The organism is Nocardia macrotermitis, from assembly GCF_009604405.1.
Taxonomy (GTDB): Bacteria; Actinomycetota; Actinomycetes; order Mycobacteriales; family Mycobacteriaceae; genus Nocardia; species Nocardia macrotermitis.
The window spans coordinates 110244-125739 of sequence record NZ_WEGK01000009.1 but is presented as its reverse complement, the minus strand read 5'-3'; the positions used below and the strand labels follow the sequence as shown (position 1 = coordinate 125739).

Here is a 15496-nt window from a genome sequence, read left to right as displayed (position 1 = left end):
AATGGTTCGGCCTGTTCGACGACGAGTCTCATGAGGAGCACAAGTGAGCCGGTTGGCCGATGCGTTCACCGCATGCCGCGAGGAGCGTCGGGCCGCGCTGATCGGTTATCTGCCCGCCGGGTATCCGGATCTGGCCGGTTCCATCGCCGCGTGCACCGCGATGGTCGAATCCGGTTGTGACGTCATCGAAGTCGGCGTCGCGTACTCCGATCCGGTGATGGACGGACCCACCATCCAGGCCGCCGCCGAACAGGCGTTGCGCGGCGGGGTGCGGGTGCGGGACGTCTTCGCGGTGGTCGAGGCGATCACCCGGGCCGGTGGCAAGGCCGTGGTGATGACGTACTGGAATCCCGTGTTGCAGTACGGCGTCGACCGTTTCTCCCGTGATCTGGCCGCCGCGGGCGGGCTGGGCATCATCACCCCGAATCTGATCCCGGAGGAGGCGGGCGACTGGTTCGCCGCCTCGCGGGCGCACGAACTGGATCGCATCTTCCTGGTCGCGCCGTCCTCCACCGAGGAGCGGCTGGCCGAAACCATCGAGGCCAGTAGCGGTTTCGTCTACGCCGCCTCCACGATGGGCGTCACCGGCGCCCGCGCCGCGGTGTCCTCGATGGCGCCGGAACTGTGCGCGCGGATCCGGGCGCATTCCGATATCGCGATCGGGGTGGGCCTGGGCGTGCGCAGCGGTGCGCAGGCGGCGGAGATCGCCGCCTACGCCGACGGCGTGATCGTCGGTTCGGCGCTGGTCACCGCCGCGAGCCAGGGGCTGGACCAGGTGCGCGCGCTGACCGCGGAACTGGCCGAGGGTGTGCGTTCGGCGGCCGTCGCCTCCTGATCCGCCGCGGCCGGGCCGACCGCGCCTGGTCCGGTGTCGGCGGTCTCCGTTACGGTGGGGCCCGTGACCTACCGAGTCCTGGCCGAAAGCGTTGTCGCCAACAGTGCCATGCACAGTTCCGTGCTGGCCTACATCCCCAGTCCGCCGCGCGGTGTCTGGAATATCGGGCCGTTGCCGCTGCGGGCGTACGCGCTGTGCATCATCATCGGCATCATCGCCGCGATCTGGCTGGGCGAGCGGCGTTGGCAGCAGCGCGGCGGGCAGGCGGGCGCGGTCCTGGACGTCGCGATGTTCGCGGTGCCGTTCGGTCTGATCGGTGGGCGGCTCTACCACGTGTGCACCGACTGGTACCGCTACTTCGACACGGGCAAGGACCCCTGGGACGCGCTGAAGGTCTGGGACGGCGGCCTGGGCATCTGGGGCGCGGTGCTGCTGGGCGGTGTGGGCGCCTGGATCGGCTGCCGGGTGTATCGAATTCCGTTGCCCGCCTTCGGTGATGCGATCGCGCCGGGCATTCTGCTGGCGCAGGCGATCGGCCGGTTGGGCAACTATTTCAACCAGGAACTGTACGGCCACGACACCACCAAGCCGTGGGGCCTGGAGATCTATCTGCGCTTCGACCACAACGGCCAGTTGGACATGATGAACGGCGTGTCCACCGGCGTGGTGCAGCGGATCGTGCAGCCGACGTTCCTGTACGAGCTGGTGTGGAACCTGATCGGTGTGGCCCTGCTGCTCTGGGCGGACCGCCGCTGGCGCATCGGCCACGGGCGGCTGTTCGCGCTGTACGTCGCGGTCTACACCTTCGGCCGGTTCTGGGTGGAGCTGCTGCGCGACGACGACGCCACACACATCCTCGGCCTGCGGATCAACACCTTCACCTCGACGATCGTATTCGTCTGCGCCCTGGCCTATTTCGTGCTCGCGACCAAGGGCCGCGAGGCCGCCGCGGCACTGCAACCCGGCGGCAAGCGGCCGTGGCCCTGGCAGTTCGGTGCGTTGCGGGCGCACGGTGCGGAATCCCAGGCCGCCGCTGCGGCCGCCGAGAATTCGGATGCGCCGGACAGCGAAGCCGGGCAAGCTGAGCCCGGCGACTCGCCGGACGATTCCCCATCGGACGCCGTGCCGGACGAGCACACCGCCGGTAGCGAAAGCGATGCCGCCGACGATGACGAATCGACGGTCTCCACGGCGACGAAGTCGACGGGCGCCTCGTCGAAATCCGCCGAGTAGCAGCTCGCGCGGCAGCCGATCCGCCACCCGGCGGGCGGGATGAGACAGACCGGCGCGGCACGGCCCGCCGACCAGGAGGACAGATGAGCGAATACGGCGAGGTGCGGCAGTGACCGACCCCTATCAGCCCGGGTACGGGCCGCAGTACGGCGCACCGGGCACCGGTCCCGGTATGGGCGGGCAGCCGCAGCCCGGCCCGCAGGACGCGTACGGCCAGTCCAATCCGTACAACCAGCAGGTGTACGGGCAGCAGCCGGGCTATCAGCAACCTGGCGGATACCCGCAGCCGGGCTATCCGGGCGCCATGTACGGCCAGCCCGCCGGGTTCGATCCGCAGGCGCCGTTCGGCCGCGACATGTACGGCATGCCCTATTCGGACAAGTCGAAACTGGTGGCGGGCCTGCTGCAACTGTTCCTCGGCGGCTTCGGCGCGGGCCGGTTCTACCTGGGCTACAACGGAATTGCCGTCGCGCAGCTGCTGGTCACCATCTTCACCTGCGGGCTGGGTGGCCTGTGGCCGCTCATCGACGCGATCATGATCTTCATCGGCAACGTCCCGGACACCTACGGTCGTCCGCTACAGGACAGCTGACGCACATCGGCGACCCGACGGCGCGAACGACCGGCGACACCCGGCGGGGAATTCGGCTCGTCGCGAGCGTAATACTGCGAACGTCGTGCGCGGATGCCGTAGGCTGTGCCGGTTCTGTCTGCTCGGGCTCGACTCGACGGGCCCGTCTGCCGGAGAGGTAATCCATTGCGCCGCAAGCTGTTCGCCGCCGTACTCGCCTTCGCCGCCGTGGCCGGGATGTCCGCCGGGTGCAGCGGCAGTAGCGATCCGAATGTCCTGAAGATCGGCACCGAGGGCACCTACGCGCCGTTCAGCTATCAGGGCAGCGACGGCAAGCTGACCGGCTACGACATCGAGGTCGCGCAGGCGGTGGCCGACAAACTCGGCAAGAAGGTCGAATTCACCCAGACCCCTTGGGATTCGATCTTCGCCGGTCTCACCTCCAAGCGGTTCGATCTGGTCGCCAACCAGGTGACGGTGAACGCCGATCGGCAGCAGAAGTACGCGCTGTCCGATCCCTACACCACCTCCGAGGGGGTCATCGTCACCCGCGCCGACGACAACTCGGTGCACGCGACCTCCGATCTGCGCGGCAAGACCTGCGCACAGTCCTCGACGAGCAATTGGAGTCAGGTGGCAGCGGCCGCGGGCTGCAAGGTCGAGGCCGTGGAGGGTTTCGTCCAGGCGATCCAGCTGCTGAAACAGGGCCGGGTGGATGCCACGGTCAACGACACGCTCGCGGTGGGGGAGTACACCAAGAAGACCGGTGACACCGCCGTGCGGGTCGCGGTGAAGACCAGCGACACCAGCAAGCAGGCGTTCGCCGCCCGCAAGGATTCCGGCGCGCTGATCGGCCGGATCAACGACGCGCTGACGAAGTTGCGCGCGGACGGGACGCTGGCGCGGATCTCCGAGAAGTACTTCGGCACCGACGTCAGCAAATAGGCCGGTCGCCGATCCATGGACGCCGCGACCTGGGACCTGATCCGGCACAACCTCGAGCCGATGCTCGTCGCGACGGTCACCAAGACGTTGCCGCTGACGGCGATCAGCTTCGTCGTCGGCCTGGTGCTGGCGTTGTTCGTGGCGCTGGCCCGGATGTCGTCGGTGCGGGTGGTCGCGGCGGTGGCGCGGTTCTACATCTCGGTCATCCGCGGCACGCCGCTGCTGGTGCAGTTGTTCATCGTCTTCTACGCGCTGCCCGAGTTGAACATCGTCATCGATCCGTTCCCCGCGGCGGTGATCGCGTTCAGCCTCAACGTGGGTGGCTATGCGGCAGAGGTGATTCGGGCGGCGATCCTGTCGGTCGATCGCGGGCAGTGGGAGGCATCGGAGGCGCTGGGGCTGTCGTATCCGCAGACGCTGCGGTTGATCGTGCTGCCCCAGGCCGCGCGAATCGCGGTGCCGCCCTTGTCCAATACCCTCATCTCGTTGGTGAAGGACACCTCGCTGGCCTCCACGATCCTGGTAACCGAGTTGTTGCGAGTGGCGCAATTGGCGGCCGCCCCGACCTTCGATTTCTTCGCCCTCTACGGAGTGGCCGCACTCTATTACTGGATCATCTGTCTGGTGCTCGGATTTGCGCAAACTCGTGTCGAAACGCGGTTGGCCAGACATCTCGCGGGGTGAGCCGGATCATACGTCCGTCCTATTGATAGCGAAGGGTATGCCCACTCGGCGAAGTGCACTGAGCAGGACTAGGCTCGAGCCGTGATGCGACGGACGAAGATTGTATGCACCCTCGGGCCGGCCACAGCCTCCGAGGACCGGCTCCGCGAACTTGTCGAAAGCGGCATGGACGTGGCCCGGCTTAATTTCAGTCACGGCGAACACGCCGATCACGCTGAGAACTACGAAAAGGTGCGGAAGGCCGCGGACCAGCTCGGTCGCGCCGTCGGCATCCTCGCCGATCTACAGGGCCCCAAGATCCGGCTCGGCCGGTTCGTCGAGGGCAAGACGATGTGGGCCACCGGCGAGGAGGTGCGCATCACCGTCGAGGACGTGGAGGGCACCCACGACCGCGTGTCCACCACCTACAAGGAGTTGGCCGCCGACGCCAAGGCGGGCGACCGCCTGCTGGTCGACGACGGCAAGGTCGGCCTGACCGTACTGCGCGTCGAGGGCGACGACGTGGTGTGCCGGGTGACCGAGGGCGGCCCGGTCTCGAACAACAAGGGCGTCTCGCTGCCCGGTATGGACGTGTCGGTTCCGGCCTTGTCCGACAAGGACATTGCCGATCTGGAGTTCGCGCTGAAGCTGGGCGTGGACTTCATCGCGCTGTCCTTCGTGCGCTCCCCGGCGGACGTGGAGCTGGTGCACGACGTGATGGATCGCGTCGGCCGCCGCGTCCCGGTGATCGGCAAGCTGGAGAAGCCCGAGGCGATCGACAACCTCGAGGCGATCGTGCTGGCCTTCGACGCGATCATGGTCGCGCGTGGCGATCTGGGCGTGGAGCTGCCGCTCGAGCAGGTGCCGCTGGTGCAGAAGCGCGCCATCCAGATGGCAAGGGAGAACGCCAAACCCGTGATCGTGGCGACCCAGATGCTGGAGTCGATGATCACCAACTCGCGTCCGACCCGCGCCGAGGCGTCCGACGTCGCCAACGCGGTGCTGGACGGCGCGGACGCGGTGATGCTCTCGGGTGAGACCTCGGTCGGCGAGTACCCGATCGAGACGGTCCGCACGATGGCCCGCATCGTGCACGCCGTGGAATCCGAAACCTCCACGCGGGTACCGCCTTTGACGCACGTGCCGCGCACCAAGCGGGGCGTCATCTCCTACGGCGCGCGCGATATCGGCGAGCGGCTCAACGCCAAGGCGCTGGTCGCGTTCACCCAGTCCGGCGACACCGTGCGTCGGCTGGCCCGCCTGCACACCCCGCTGCCGCTGCTGGCGTTCACGCCGCTGCCGGAGGTGCGCAGCCAGCTCTCGCTGAGCTGGGGCGTGGAGACGTTCATCGTGCCGATGGTGCGCACCACGGATGAGATGATCGGTCAGGTCGACAAGGAACTGCTGTCGCTGAATCGGTACGCCAAGGGCGATCTGGTGGTCATCGTGGCCGGGTCGCCGCCGGGAACCATCGGTTCCACCAACCTGATTCACGTGCACCGCATAGGCGAGGAGGACCACTGAGTTGAGTGCTTCACTGGGCGAGTCGGTGTCTACGGGTACTGGTGATCTGGATATTCTGCTCGGTCTTTTGGACCTCGAGCAGATGGGTGAGGACGTTTTCCTCGGCCAGCATCCGGAGAAGGTGTGGAGTCGGACCTTCGGCGGGCAGCTGGTGGCTCAGGCGATCATCGCCGCCGGTCGGACCGTGGGTCCCGAACGTCCGGTGCACGCGGTCAACGCGCATTTCGTGCGTGGCGGCGATGTGAAGAAGCCGATCGAATACCGGGTCGAGCGGCACCGCGACGGGCGCGCGTTCGCCAATCGCACGGTGACCGCCTATCAGGACGATCAGGAACTGTTCGTCATGCTGGCGGCGTTCCAGGACTACGGCAAGGGGCTCGAGCACGCCACCCCGCAGCCGCAGGTGCCCGACCCGGACGGGCTGCCGCGCGTCGAGGAGTCCTTCGAGGGCCTCGAGGACCGGTTGCAGATGTTCGTGCAGGCCCCGCATCCGATCGATATGCGGTATACCAACGATCCGGCGTGGATCCTCAAGGGCACCGGTGAGACCCTCAACCACAACCGGGTGTGGATGAAGGCCGATGGCACCCTGCCCGACGATCCGCTGATTCACGTTGCGGCGCTGGGCTATTCGTCGGACACCACGGTGCTGGACTCGATCATCACCACGCACGGGCTGTCCTGGGGTTTCGACCGCATCGTCGCGGCGACGGTGAACCACTCCATCTGGTTCCACCGTCCGTTCCGCTTCGACGACTGGGCGCTGTACGCCACCCAGTCGCCCGTCGCGGCCGGGCAGCGCGGCCTGGCCATGGGCCACTTCTATTCTCGCGCAGGGGAATTGCTGGCGACGGTGGTCCAGGAGGGGGTCATCCGGCACTTCCCGGCCCGGCGCTGAACCCCCGGACCGGCCGAATACGTTTCAGATCAGTTCGCGGTTCTCTTCGAGATCGAAACTCTCCCGATGCAGGGTGCGGATCTCGTAGGGGACCGCGTCCTGCGTCGAGAGGGACAGCATGAGGCGGGTCTCCAGCTGGGCCAGATTCGCCCCGGTGAGCAGTTTCGCGTCACCGACCAGGCTCACGGCGATCTCGTAGGTGCGCCGATCGCCCGGGTCCTGGTCCGGATTATCCAGTCTCCATTGGGTTTCCAGCATCGCGTGGTCCGGCTGGTCCGGTTCGACCGGCAGCGTGAACCGCCAGGCGAACAGGTCGCGATCGGCCACGTGCTGGTCGACCACCCTGCGGACGGTGGCCACGACCCGATCGAGCGTCTCGGGTGTCACGTAAACATGGAGAGAAACATCCGAAATGCGTTTCGGCATGTCTGAGTCCTGTTCTTGTGTCGAACCTTCGGCAGAGCCATTCGCCCGGCAGTGTAGTCGCTCCCGCGCGAATTGGGGAGCCGGGCCGTCGACGGGTGCGTCGGCGCGAATTGCTCAGGCCTGTCGGTCGATTCGAGTCTCGTCGACCACCGGCGGGTGATCCTGCCGCCCGCCGGGGAGCACCACCAGACGCGGACGGCCGCGCTCGTCGGTGTTGCGCCCGACGGGCATGCACATCCACAGCAGCAGCGGGGCGAGGGTTTCGGCGATCTGGTCGCCGATCTCGCAGTACTTCTGCGGGGACAGGCCCACCGGATCGGCGATGTTCTCCCGGCCCACCAGCGCCAGATCGTTACGGGCACGGTCCATCTCGTCGACCGTGCGCGCGCCGCTGACCTTGGCGATGCGGTGCGCCTGCAACAGCGTGAAGGTGCGGGGATGCGCGCCGGGGACGTGCGCGACGATGTCGTCGCGGATCTGTTCGGTCATGGCCAGGACCAGATCGGCGCGATCCACCAGCTCCGGTTTCAGGCGCCGGGAGCGGAATCCGCTGGCGTTCCCGCCGAGTCCGGTGATCGTCTGCGCCGCAAGCGGTTCCACGCCGAATCCGACCAGGGCGCGGGTTCCGGCGCTCTCCGCGGTGAGTTCGTACAGTCCGTGCTCGTCCGCGAGGGCGCGGGTGAGGCGTTCGGCGATCACCGAGCGGCACACATTGCCGGTGCAGACGAACAGGACATGCATGGCAGGTACGGTATGCGCCCGCGGGCGCGACGAGAAGAGCGCAATAGCGGAAATTCGCCATTTTCGCCAGATGTTCATTTTGGTGTAGCGAGTCGCGTGAGAACAGTTTGCTTGTGAATCGCTGCACGACGTGGAACTCGATGAATTATTTCCGGTCGGAATCTTTTCGGTAAAAAGTGTTTTCGTCGATCACGGGCGCGGCCTTCGGATCGGCGTCCTCGACGCGGCCGCGGGTGGAGAACAGCCGCCCGCGCATCGCCACTGTCGGCGCGATCCGGGCGAGTCCGGCCGGAGTGGTCATATCGTCGTACATGGTGTCGATGCCGCCGCGCAGGAAGTACGCCTCGTGCCAGAATCCGGTCCCGCCGGAGTCCCGCAGAAAACGCTGCCACCAGTCACGATGCGGTGCCGAACGGGTCCAGCGCTCCAGGCTGTCCAGGTCCCGCCAGTACTGCCGCGCGCCCCAGTGCGGCGGGAACAGCGACCAGATCAGATCCTCGTGCAGCAGCAGTCCGTCGGGCCGATCGTGGTGTGCGCGATAGAGTTTCGGGCCCAGCCCGAGCAGGCGCAGCATGCCCCGCGGCGTCCGGACGCGCATCCCGAGATAGATGACGACGAGATCCGGATATTCGGACAGATCCGCGGTGAGTCGATTCACGCGCATTCGCGACCTCCTGACGAGCGGGGCCCGGATACGACCCCTGTCGTGTTTGCACGTAATACGCGGGTGATCGGTTCGATCGCGGTGATTCGCGGGGCTCGTGAAATTCGGCGGATATTCCGAACGAGCCGCTGCCGATTGCCCGGCGGTTTGCCGATTGTGTGCGGAAGAGTTGGCGAGGTGCCGATGAGAAGGGGGGAAGCCGTGCTCCGCTTGGTGCCGAGTGTGGGACTCGAACCCACACGTCCTTTCGGACAACGGTTTTTGAGACCGTCGCGTCTGCCTGTTCCGCCAACTCGGCGCACCGGTTGAAAATCATAGCCGGTGACCCCGCCGAGAACCGAATCGGTGTGATACTGCCCCGATTCGCGCTGGGTAGGTGGGTTCTGGACGGCGTCGAACGGTACGCTTGCGGGAACTCGGATGCGTAGCGTTGCGGTCCGTCGAGGGCGGCGTCGGACTGTATCGGAGCATCGGGTATCGGCATCGGATTACGAGGGGTCTGTGAATGGGAACGTCAACAGGGGGCGTGAAGAAGGATGGGGCGACCGCCGCCAAGCGCGTGGTCGTGGCCGAGGACGAGGCACTCATCCGGATGGATCTCGTGGAGATGCTCACCGAGGAGGGCTACGAGGTCGTCGGTGAGGCGGGCGACGGCCAGCAGGCGGTCGATCTGGCCGGTGAGCTGCGGCCCGATCTGGTGATCATGGATGTGAAGATGCCGCGTCGCGACGGTATCGACGCCGCCGCGGAGATCGCGACCAATCGTGTTGCGCCCGTTGTGATCTTGACCGCATTCAGCCAGCGTGACCTGGTCGAGCGGGCCCGCGACGCGGGGGCGATGGCCTACCTGGTCAAGCCGTTCACCAAATCCGACCTGGTGCCGGCGATCGAACTCGCGGCCAGCCGTTTCCACGAGATCAGCGCGCTCGAGAGCGAGGTCGCGAGCCTGTCCGAGCGGCTCGAGACGCGCAAACTCGTCGAGCGCGCCAAGGGTGTGCTGATGCAGACGCAGGGGCTTTCGGAGCCGCAGGCGTTCAAGTGGATTCAGCGCACCGCGATGGACCGTCGCACGACGATGAAGGCGGTTGCCGAGGTCGTTTTGGAGAACCTCGCACCCAAGTCGTAGTAGCGATGTATTTGCTATGGATTAACACGGTGGAAACACGATCTTGACGAATATTCGGGATCGAAGGAGTGTCGGAGGCCCGATTGTGATGCGGAGCTAACGTCACAACGCTATGTTCTGTGCTTGGCCGACATGGTCGGCTCTCCCGGCAACCCCGGGAGAACAGAAGAACATAGAGGTGAATCGTGCTTGGTTCAATAACGCGGAGCACCACGCGGACTCGCGTGGTTCGCGGTGCGTTGGCGATCGGGGCGGCGGCCGTACTGGCCGTGGCCGGTTGCAGTAGCAAAACGACGTCGAACAACGCCGGTGGTGACAGCGGAGCCGGGCTGTCGATCAAATCGCTGGTGCAGGTCGACAAGCAGGGCAAGGCGGTGACCCAGACGGGTACCGCGAAGGCCGCCGACCCCGCCGGCGACGGTAAGGCCAAGTGTGCCGCCACCACCGCGATCGCGATGGCCGGTGCGCTCACCGGTGCGAACTCCGCACTGGGCATCAACATCGAGGACGGCGTGAAGCTGGCCCTCCAGAAGCACAACGCGGCGAACCCGGCCTGCCAGGTGCAGCTCAAGCCGTTCGACACCGAGGGCGATCCGCAGAAGGCCAGCCAGGTCATCCCGACGGTGATCAGCGACCAGTCGGTGAGCGCCCTGATCGGTCCCGCCTTCTCCGGTGAGACCAAGGCGACCGGCCAGATCATCAGCGACGCCGGCCTGCCCGCGCTGACCTCCTCGGCCACCAACGCCTCGCTGACCAAGAACGGCTGGAAGACCTTCTTCCGCGGTCTGGCCAACGACGACCTGCAGGGCCCCTCGGTCGCGAACTACCTGACCGGCGCGGGCGGCTTCAAGAAGATCTGCGTGGTGCAGGACGACTCCGATTACGGTGTGGGCCTTGCCAAGTCGGTCATCGCGGCGCTCGGTTCGGCCGCCGACGAGTCCTGCGCGGCTCAGGTGAAGACCGGTGACAAGGACTTCGCCGCGACCGTCTCGAAGGTGTCGGCCGCCAAGCCCGACGCGATCTTCTACTCCGGGTACTACGCCGAGGCCGCGCCGCTCGTCGAGCAGCTGCACTCGGCCGGCGTCACCGCGACCTTCGTCTCCGACGACGGCACCAACGACCCGCAGTTCGTCAAGCAGGCGGGCGATTCGGCCAAGGGCGCACTGCTGTCCTGCCCCTGTGGTCCGGCTCCGGACACCTTCGCCGCCGAGTACAAGGCGCTGAACAAGCAGGACCCGGGCGTGTACTCGGTCGAGGCGTACGACCTCACCACGATCGTGCTGAAGGCGATCGACTCGGGCAAGGTCACCCGTCCCGAGATCCTCGACTACGTGCGCAACTACGACGGCCAGGGCCTGGCGCGTCACTACAAGTGGGACAGCACGGGCGAACTGTCGAACGCTCTGATCTGGATGTACCAGGTCAAGTAGGGACCAACCCCGTATCGGCAACAGCGTGCACCGGGAGGCGAACCCTCGTCCCGGTGCACGCCCCTGCCATCACCTTGGCGGGGCACCCGTGTTTTCCGCTCCGGCGGTCCGCACCGGGACCCGGGCACGCTGTTTCCCACGATGACGAGAGTGTCGAATGTCTGTAACCGCATTGGCGGATCCGGCGTTGTACGCCGGGACCATTGATTTCAACATTTCCGGGGTGGTCGACCAGTTCTGGCAGCTGACCGTCGACGGGCTGAGCTACGGCGCGATCTACGCGCTGGTGGCCGTCGGCTACACCCTGGTCTACGGCGTCCTGAGGCTGATCAACTTCGCCCATTCCGAGGTCTTCATGCTCGGCATGTTCGGACAGTATGTCGGACTGGAGTTGCTGGGATTCACCGCCAGTGGGAACGCCTACTCCCAGGGCGTGCTGCTGACGGTCGTCTACCTGCTGGTGGCGATGCTGATCGGCATGGCGGTGTCCGGTGCGACCGCCGTCGGCCTGGAGCGCGTCGCCTACCGGCCGCTGCGCAAGCGCGGCGCGAAACCCCTGATCTTCCTGATCACCGCGATCGGCATGTCGTTCGTGCTGCAGGAGTTCGTGCACTACGTGCTGCCGAAATTCGTGACCGGGCTGGGCGGCACCAATCCGCAGCAGCCGATCAAACTGGTCGAGCCCAAACAGGAGTTCTCCCTGTTCGGAGCCTCGGTGACGAATGTGGCGATCGTGATCGTGCTGGCCGCGGTCGCGTTGGCCGCGCTCACCGAGATCCTGATCAACCGCACGAAGTTCGGCCGTGCCATTCGCGCGGTCGCGCAGGATCCCGACACCGCGACGCTGATGGGCGTCTCGCGGGAGCGGGTCATCATGCTGACCTTCCTCATCGGCGGCCTGCTCGCCGGCGCCGCCGCGACGCTCTACACCTTGAAGGTGCCGCAGGGCATCGTCTTCAACGGCGGATTCATCCTGGGCGTCAAGGCATTCAGCGCCGCGGTGCTCGGTGGTATCGGCAACCTGCGCGGTGCGCTGCTGGGTGGTCTGCTGCTGGGCCTGGCCGAGGATTACGGCCAGATCCTGTTCGGTACCCAGTGGCGTGACGTGGTCGCGTTCGTGGTGCTGGTGGCGGTGCTGATGCTGCGTCCCACGGGCATTCTGGGTGAGAGTCTCGGAAAGGCCCGAGTATGAGTGAGGCTACGAAGGTTCCGGTGACGTCCACTGCGCCGCAACCGCGTCCGCGCGGTGTGGGTGATGCGATTCGCGGCTGGTGGGGCGGATTGTCCCGGCCCGCGCAATGGGCGGTCGGGGTGCCCGCGGTCATCGTGCTCGGGCTGATCGCACTGTTCCCGCCGCCGGGGATCGACACTCCCGGAACGAGTTTCGGCGGGGTGATGGCGCAGTTCGCGATGTACGCGCTGATCGCCATCGGCCTGAACGTGGTGGTCGGGCAGACCGGTCTGCTGGACCTGGGCTACGTCGGCTTCTACGCGGTCGGCGCGTATACGGTCGGCATCCTGACCAGTCCGAACAGCCCGTTCCATTCGAATTCCGGTGTCTTCGATTCGAAATGGGCGTGGCTGGTCTGCGTGCCGCTGGCGATCCTGGCGACCGCGGCCTCGGGCCTGATCCTGGGCACCCCGACGCTGCGGCTGCGCGGTGACTACCTGGCGATCGTGACCCTCGGATTCGGTGAGATCGTGCGTCTGCTCGCCGACAACCTGGGCGGGGTCACCAACGGCAGTCTCGGCCTGGCGGGTATCGCGTATCCGCATCTGGGCGAGTCGAAAACCCATACCGGCGGCTACTTCTCGTCGGGCAACCTCGGCGATCGGAATTCCGGGAATCTGCTGGACCGCGCGAATTCCGGGGTCTGGTGGTTCTGGATCGGCATGCTGCTGGTGGTCGTGGTGCTGATCCTGGTCGGCAACCTGGAGCGCAGCCGCGTCGGCCGTGCCTGGGTCGCGATCCGCGAGGACGAGGACGCCGCGGAGATCATGGGCGTGCCCACCTTCAAGTTCAAGCTGTGGGCGTTCACCATCGGCGCGGCGGTCGGCGGGCTGTCCGGCGCGCTGTACGCCGGTCAGGTGCAGTTCATCAACCCGACCGGATTCAACGTCATCAACTCGATGCTGTTCCTGTGCGCGGTGGTGCTGGGTGGTCAGGGCAACAAGCTCGGCGTGATCGTCGGCGCGTTCCTGATCGTGTACCTGCCGAACCGGTTCATGTCGGTGAACGTCGGCGGACAGTCGTTGGGCGACTTCAAATATCTGTTCTTCGGTCTCACGCTGGTGGTGGTGATGATCTTCCGTCCGCAGGGGCTGTTCCCCGCGCGGCAGAAATTGCTCACCTACTCCCGGCAGGTGTATCGAGCGGTGCGGCGGCCTGGGCAGGCCACCGAGGCGACGGGAGCTGGCGCATGAGTGTTCAGGCGCGGAGGAGGCAGCGGAGCGTAACCACGCAGCGCCCCGCTCATGCGCGAAAGGACATGGCATGAGCGGGCCGGGCGAGGGTGGCGCGCTGTTCGACAACGAGGACATGCGGGCCGGATACGCGCGCGAACCGGAGGTCGGGCAGGCCGGTGTGGTCGACATCGGTGCGGTGATTCCGGACCTGGCCGATACCGAGACCGTCGCGGAAGTCGTTGCGCCGCACCGGGACATCCAGACCGCGGTCGGTGAGCCACTGCTGCGCACCGACGGGTTGACGATGCGGTTCGGTGGTCTGACGGCGCTGGACGCGGTGAGTTTCGAGATCCGTCGCGGCGAGATCCTCGGCCTCATCGGGCCCAACGGCGCGGGCAAGACGACCTGCTTCAACGCCATCACCGGCGTGTACCGGCCCACGGCGGGCACGGTGTACTTCGACGGCAAACCGCTGACCAAGACCAAGCGCAATCAGATCACTCGCCTGGGCATCGCCCGGACCTTCCAGAACATCCGGTTGTTCGGGGAGATGACGGCGCTGGAGAACGTGGTCGTCGGCACCGACGCCCGGCACCACACCTCGGTGCCCGGTGCGGTGTTCCGTTCCCCTCGGCATCGTCGCGAGGAGCGGGACGCGGTCGAACGCGGTATGGCGCTGCTGGAGTTCGTCGGCATCGCGCCGCGCGCGGTGGAGAAGGCGCGCAATCTGTCCTACGGCGATCAGCGTCGGCTGGAGATCGCCCGCGCGCTGGCGACCGAGCCGAAGCTGCTGTGCCTGGACGAGCCTGCCGCGGGATTCAATCCGAGCGAGAAGTCCGCGCTGATGGATCTGATCCGCAAGATCCGCGACGACGGGTTCACCGTGCTGCTGATCGAGCACGATATGCGGCTGGTCATGGGTGTGACCGACCGGATCGTGGTGCTGGAGTTCGGGCGCAAGATCGCCGACGCGCTGCCCGAGCAGATCCGCGAGGATCCGGCCGTGATCGCGGCCTATCTGGGTGTGCCGGACGAGGACGAGGCGGCGGAGATCATCGCCGACGCCGCGGACGAATCCGCGCCGTCGGTGTTCGTGAATCCGGACGCGGCGGCCGATACCGCGGTACTGCCGGTCTACCGGGACGGCGATCCCTACCCGGTCACCGACGACCAGGGGCCCGATGTGGCGTTCCGGCGGCCGGAGACCGCCGCGGTGTCACCGAGCGCGCTCACCACCGAGCACACCGGATTCGGCGGCTCCGAACCGCTGCTGGCGGTCGAGGACATGGTCGTCGGCTACGGCAGAATCCAAGCGCTGCACGGGATTTCGCTCCAGGTCGCACAGGGTGAGCTGGTGACCCTGCTGGGTGCGAACGGCGCCGGTAAGACCACCACCATGCGGGCGCTGTCCGGACTGCTGCCGCTGAGCCGCGGGCGGATCACGTTCGAGGGCAGGGACGTCAGCAGGATGCGGGCGCACGAACGGGTCAACGCGGGACTGATCCAGGCCCCCGAGGGCCGCGGTGTGTTCCCGGGGATGACCGTGCAGGAGAACCTCGACATGGGTTGTCACGCACGGCCGTTCAAGCAGAAGGCGGAATACGCGCAGACGCTCGATCGGGTCTTCGAACTGTTCCCGCGTCTGGCCGAACGCCGCAAGCAGGTGGGCGGCACCATGTCCGGTGGTGAGCAGCAGATGCTCGCGATCGGGCGCGCGCTGATGGCCCGGCCCAAGCTGCTGCTGCTGGACGAGCCGTCGATGGGTCTGGCGCCCATGGTGATCCAGCAGATCTTCCGGATCATCAGCGAGATCAATGCCAACGGCACGACGGTGCTGCTGGTCGAGCAGAACGCGCAGCAGGCGCTGACCCGCTCGCATCGCGCGTACATCCTGGAGACCGGGGAGATCACCATGACCGGTGGCGGCCGCGCGCTGCTGACCGATCCGGCGGTCAAATCGGCGTATCTGGGCGTCGCATAGCTGTATCTTCGGCCTCCGCTCCGCTCCGGCGGGTTCGCGGCCCCCTGAGCCTC

15 protein-coding genes, 1 tRNA gene and 1 pseudogene are annotated in these 15496 nt (G+C 66.7%); 13 read left to right on the top strand and 4 right to left on the bottom strand.

Annotated elements, in window-relative coordinates; translation table 11 throughout:
* The first annotated feature begins 43 nt into the window (after window positions 1-43).
* From trpA to NRB20_RS21180, 7 genes are all read left to right on the top strand, one after another.
* Window positions 44-835: a tryptophan synthase subunit alpha gene (gene trpA, locus NRB20_RS21205; protein ID WP_319945213.1), complete on the top strand. Its 792-nt coding sequence runs from the start codon at window positions 44-46 to the stop codon at window positions 833-835.
* A 108-nt stretch (window positions 836-943) separates the two neighbouring features.
* The gene (gene lgt, locus NRB20_RS21200; RefSeq protein ID WP_153412070.1) at window positions 944-2068 is read left to right on the top strand and encodes a prolipoprotein diacylglyceryl transferase; all 1125 of its coding nucleotides are present in this window, start codon (window positions 944-946) and stop codon (window positions 2066-2068) included.
* Between the two features lie 109 nt (window positions 2069-2177).
* Window positions 2178-2660, top strand: a complete 483-nt coding sequence (locus NRB20_RS39350; protein WP_319945212.1) for a TM2 domain-containing protein — start codon at window positions 2178-2180, stop codon at window positions 2658-2660.
* A gap of 165 nt (window positions 2661-2825) precedes the next feature.
* Window positions 2826-3584, top strand: coding sequence for an amino acid ABC transporter substrate-binding protein (locus NRB20_RS38280; protein ID WP_227833728.1), 759 nt, complete (start codon window positions 2826-2828; stop codon window positions 3582-3584).
* A gap of 15 nt (window positions 3585-3599) precedes the next feature.
* Window positions 3600-4268 carry an amino acid ABC transporter permease gene (locus NRB20_RS38275; RefSeq protein WP_227833727.1) on the top strand — a complete coding sequence of 223 codons (669 nt, stop codon included), beginning with the start codon at window positions 3600-3602 and terminating at the stop codon, window positions 4266-4268.
* Between the two features lie 81 nt (window positions 4269-4349).
* Complete coding sequence (gene pyk / locus NRB20_RS21185; protein ID WP_319945211.1) at window positions 4350-5771, top strand: pyruvate kinase; 1422 nt, start codon at window positions 4350-4352, stop codon at window positions 5769-5771.
* An 82-nt stretch (window positions 5772-5853) separates the two neighbouring features.
* The gene (locus NRB20_RS21180; RefSeq protein ID WP_153412067.1) at window positions 5854-6669 is read left to right on the top strand and encodes an acyl-CoA thioesterase; all 816 of its coding nucleotides are present in this window, start codon (window positions 5854-5856) and stop codon (window positions 6667-6669) included.
* A 24-nt stretch (window positions 6670-6693) separates the two neighbouring features.
* Here NRB20_RS21180 and NRB20_RS21175 read toward each other — a convergent pair whose 3' ends face one another.
* The 4 genes from NRB20_RS21175 to NRB20_RS21160 all read right to left on the bottom strand — a co-directional run bounded on the left by NRB20_RS21175 (window position 6694) and on the right by NRB20_RS21160 (window position 8798).
* The gene (locus NRB20_RS21175) at window positions 6694-7056 is read right to left on the bottom strand and encodes a hypothetical protein (RefSeq protein ID WP_319945210.1); all 363 of its coding nucleotides are present in this window, start codon (window positions 7054-7056) and stop codon (window positions 6694-6696) included.
* Window positions 7057-7209: 153 nt separating this feature from the next.
* Window positions 7210-7836: an arsenate reductase/protein-tyrosine-phosphatase family protein gene (locus tag NRB20_RS21170; RefSeq protein WP_153411891.1), complete on the bottom strand. Its 627-nt coding sequence runs from the start codon at window positions 7834-7836 to the stop codon at window positions 7210-7212.
* A gap of 145 nt (window positions 7837-7981) precedes the next feature.
* Window positions 7982-8500 (bottom strand): phenylacetaldoxime dehydratase family protein, encoded by a 519-nt coding sequence (locus NRB20_RS21165; RefSeq protein ID WP_153411890.1) that lies wholly within the window; start codon window positions 8498-8500, stop codon window positions 7982-7984.
* Window positions 8501-8711: 211 nt separating this feature from the next.
* Window positions 8712-8798: transfer RNA gene (locus tag NRB20_RS21160), tRNA-Leu, on the bottom strand.
* A gap of 207 nt (window positions 8799-9005) precedes the next feature.
* Here NRB20_RS21160 and NRB20_RS21155 point away from each other — a divergent pair.
* The 6 genes and pseudogenes from NRB20_RS21155 (at window position 9006) to NRB20_RS38265 (ending at window position 15443) form a co-directional block, all read left to right on the top strand.
* Window positions 9006-9626, top strand: coding sequence for an ANTAR domain-containing response regulator (locus tag NRB20_RS21155; protein ID WP_153411889.1), 621 nt, complete (start codon window positions 9006-9008; stop codon window positions 9624-9626).
* A 224-nt stretch (window positions 9627-9850) separates the two neighbouring features.
* Window positions 9851-11056 (top strand): branched-chain amino acid ABC transporter substrate-binding protein, encoded by a 1206-nt coding sequence (locus NRB20_RS21150; protein WP_319945209.1) that lies wholly within the window; start codon window positions 9851-9853, stop codon window positions 11054-11056.
* A gap of 157 nt (window positions 11057-11213) precedes the next feature.
* Window positions 11214-12248 (top strand): branched-chain amino acid ABC transporter permease, encoded by a 1035-nt coding sequence (locus NRB20_RS21145; RefSeq protein ID WP_153411888.1) that lies wholly within the window; start codon window positions 11214-11216, stop codon window positions 12246-12248.
* Window positions 12245-13480: a branched-chain amino acid ABC transporter permease gene (locus NRB20_RS21140; protein ID WP_153411887.1), complete on the top strand. Its 1236-nt coding sequence runs from the start codon at window positions 12245-12247 to the stop codon at window positions 13478-13480. Before NRB20_RS21145 ends, NRB20_RS21140 begins: the two co-directional genes overlap by 4 nt.
* 115 nt (window positions 13481-13595) lie before the next feature.
* Window positions 13596-14507, top strand: a pseudogene (locus tag NRB20_RS38270) (ABC transporter ATP-binding protein); the annotation flags it as partial.
* A gap of 240 nt (window positions 14508-14747) precedes the next feature.
* Window positions 14748-15443 (top strand): ABC transporter ATP-binding protein, encoded by a 696-nt coding sequence (locus NRB20_RS38265; RefSeq protein WP_227833744.1) that lies wholly within the window; start codon window positions 14748-14750, stop codon window positions 15441-15443.
* The last annotated feature ends 53 nt before the right edge of the window (window positions 15444-15496 follow it).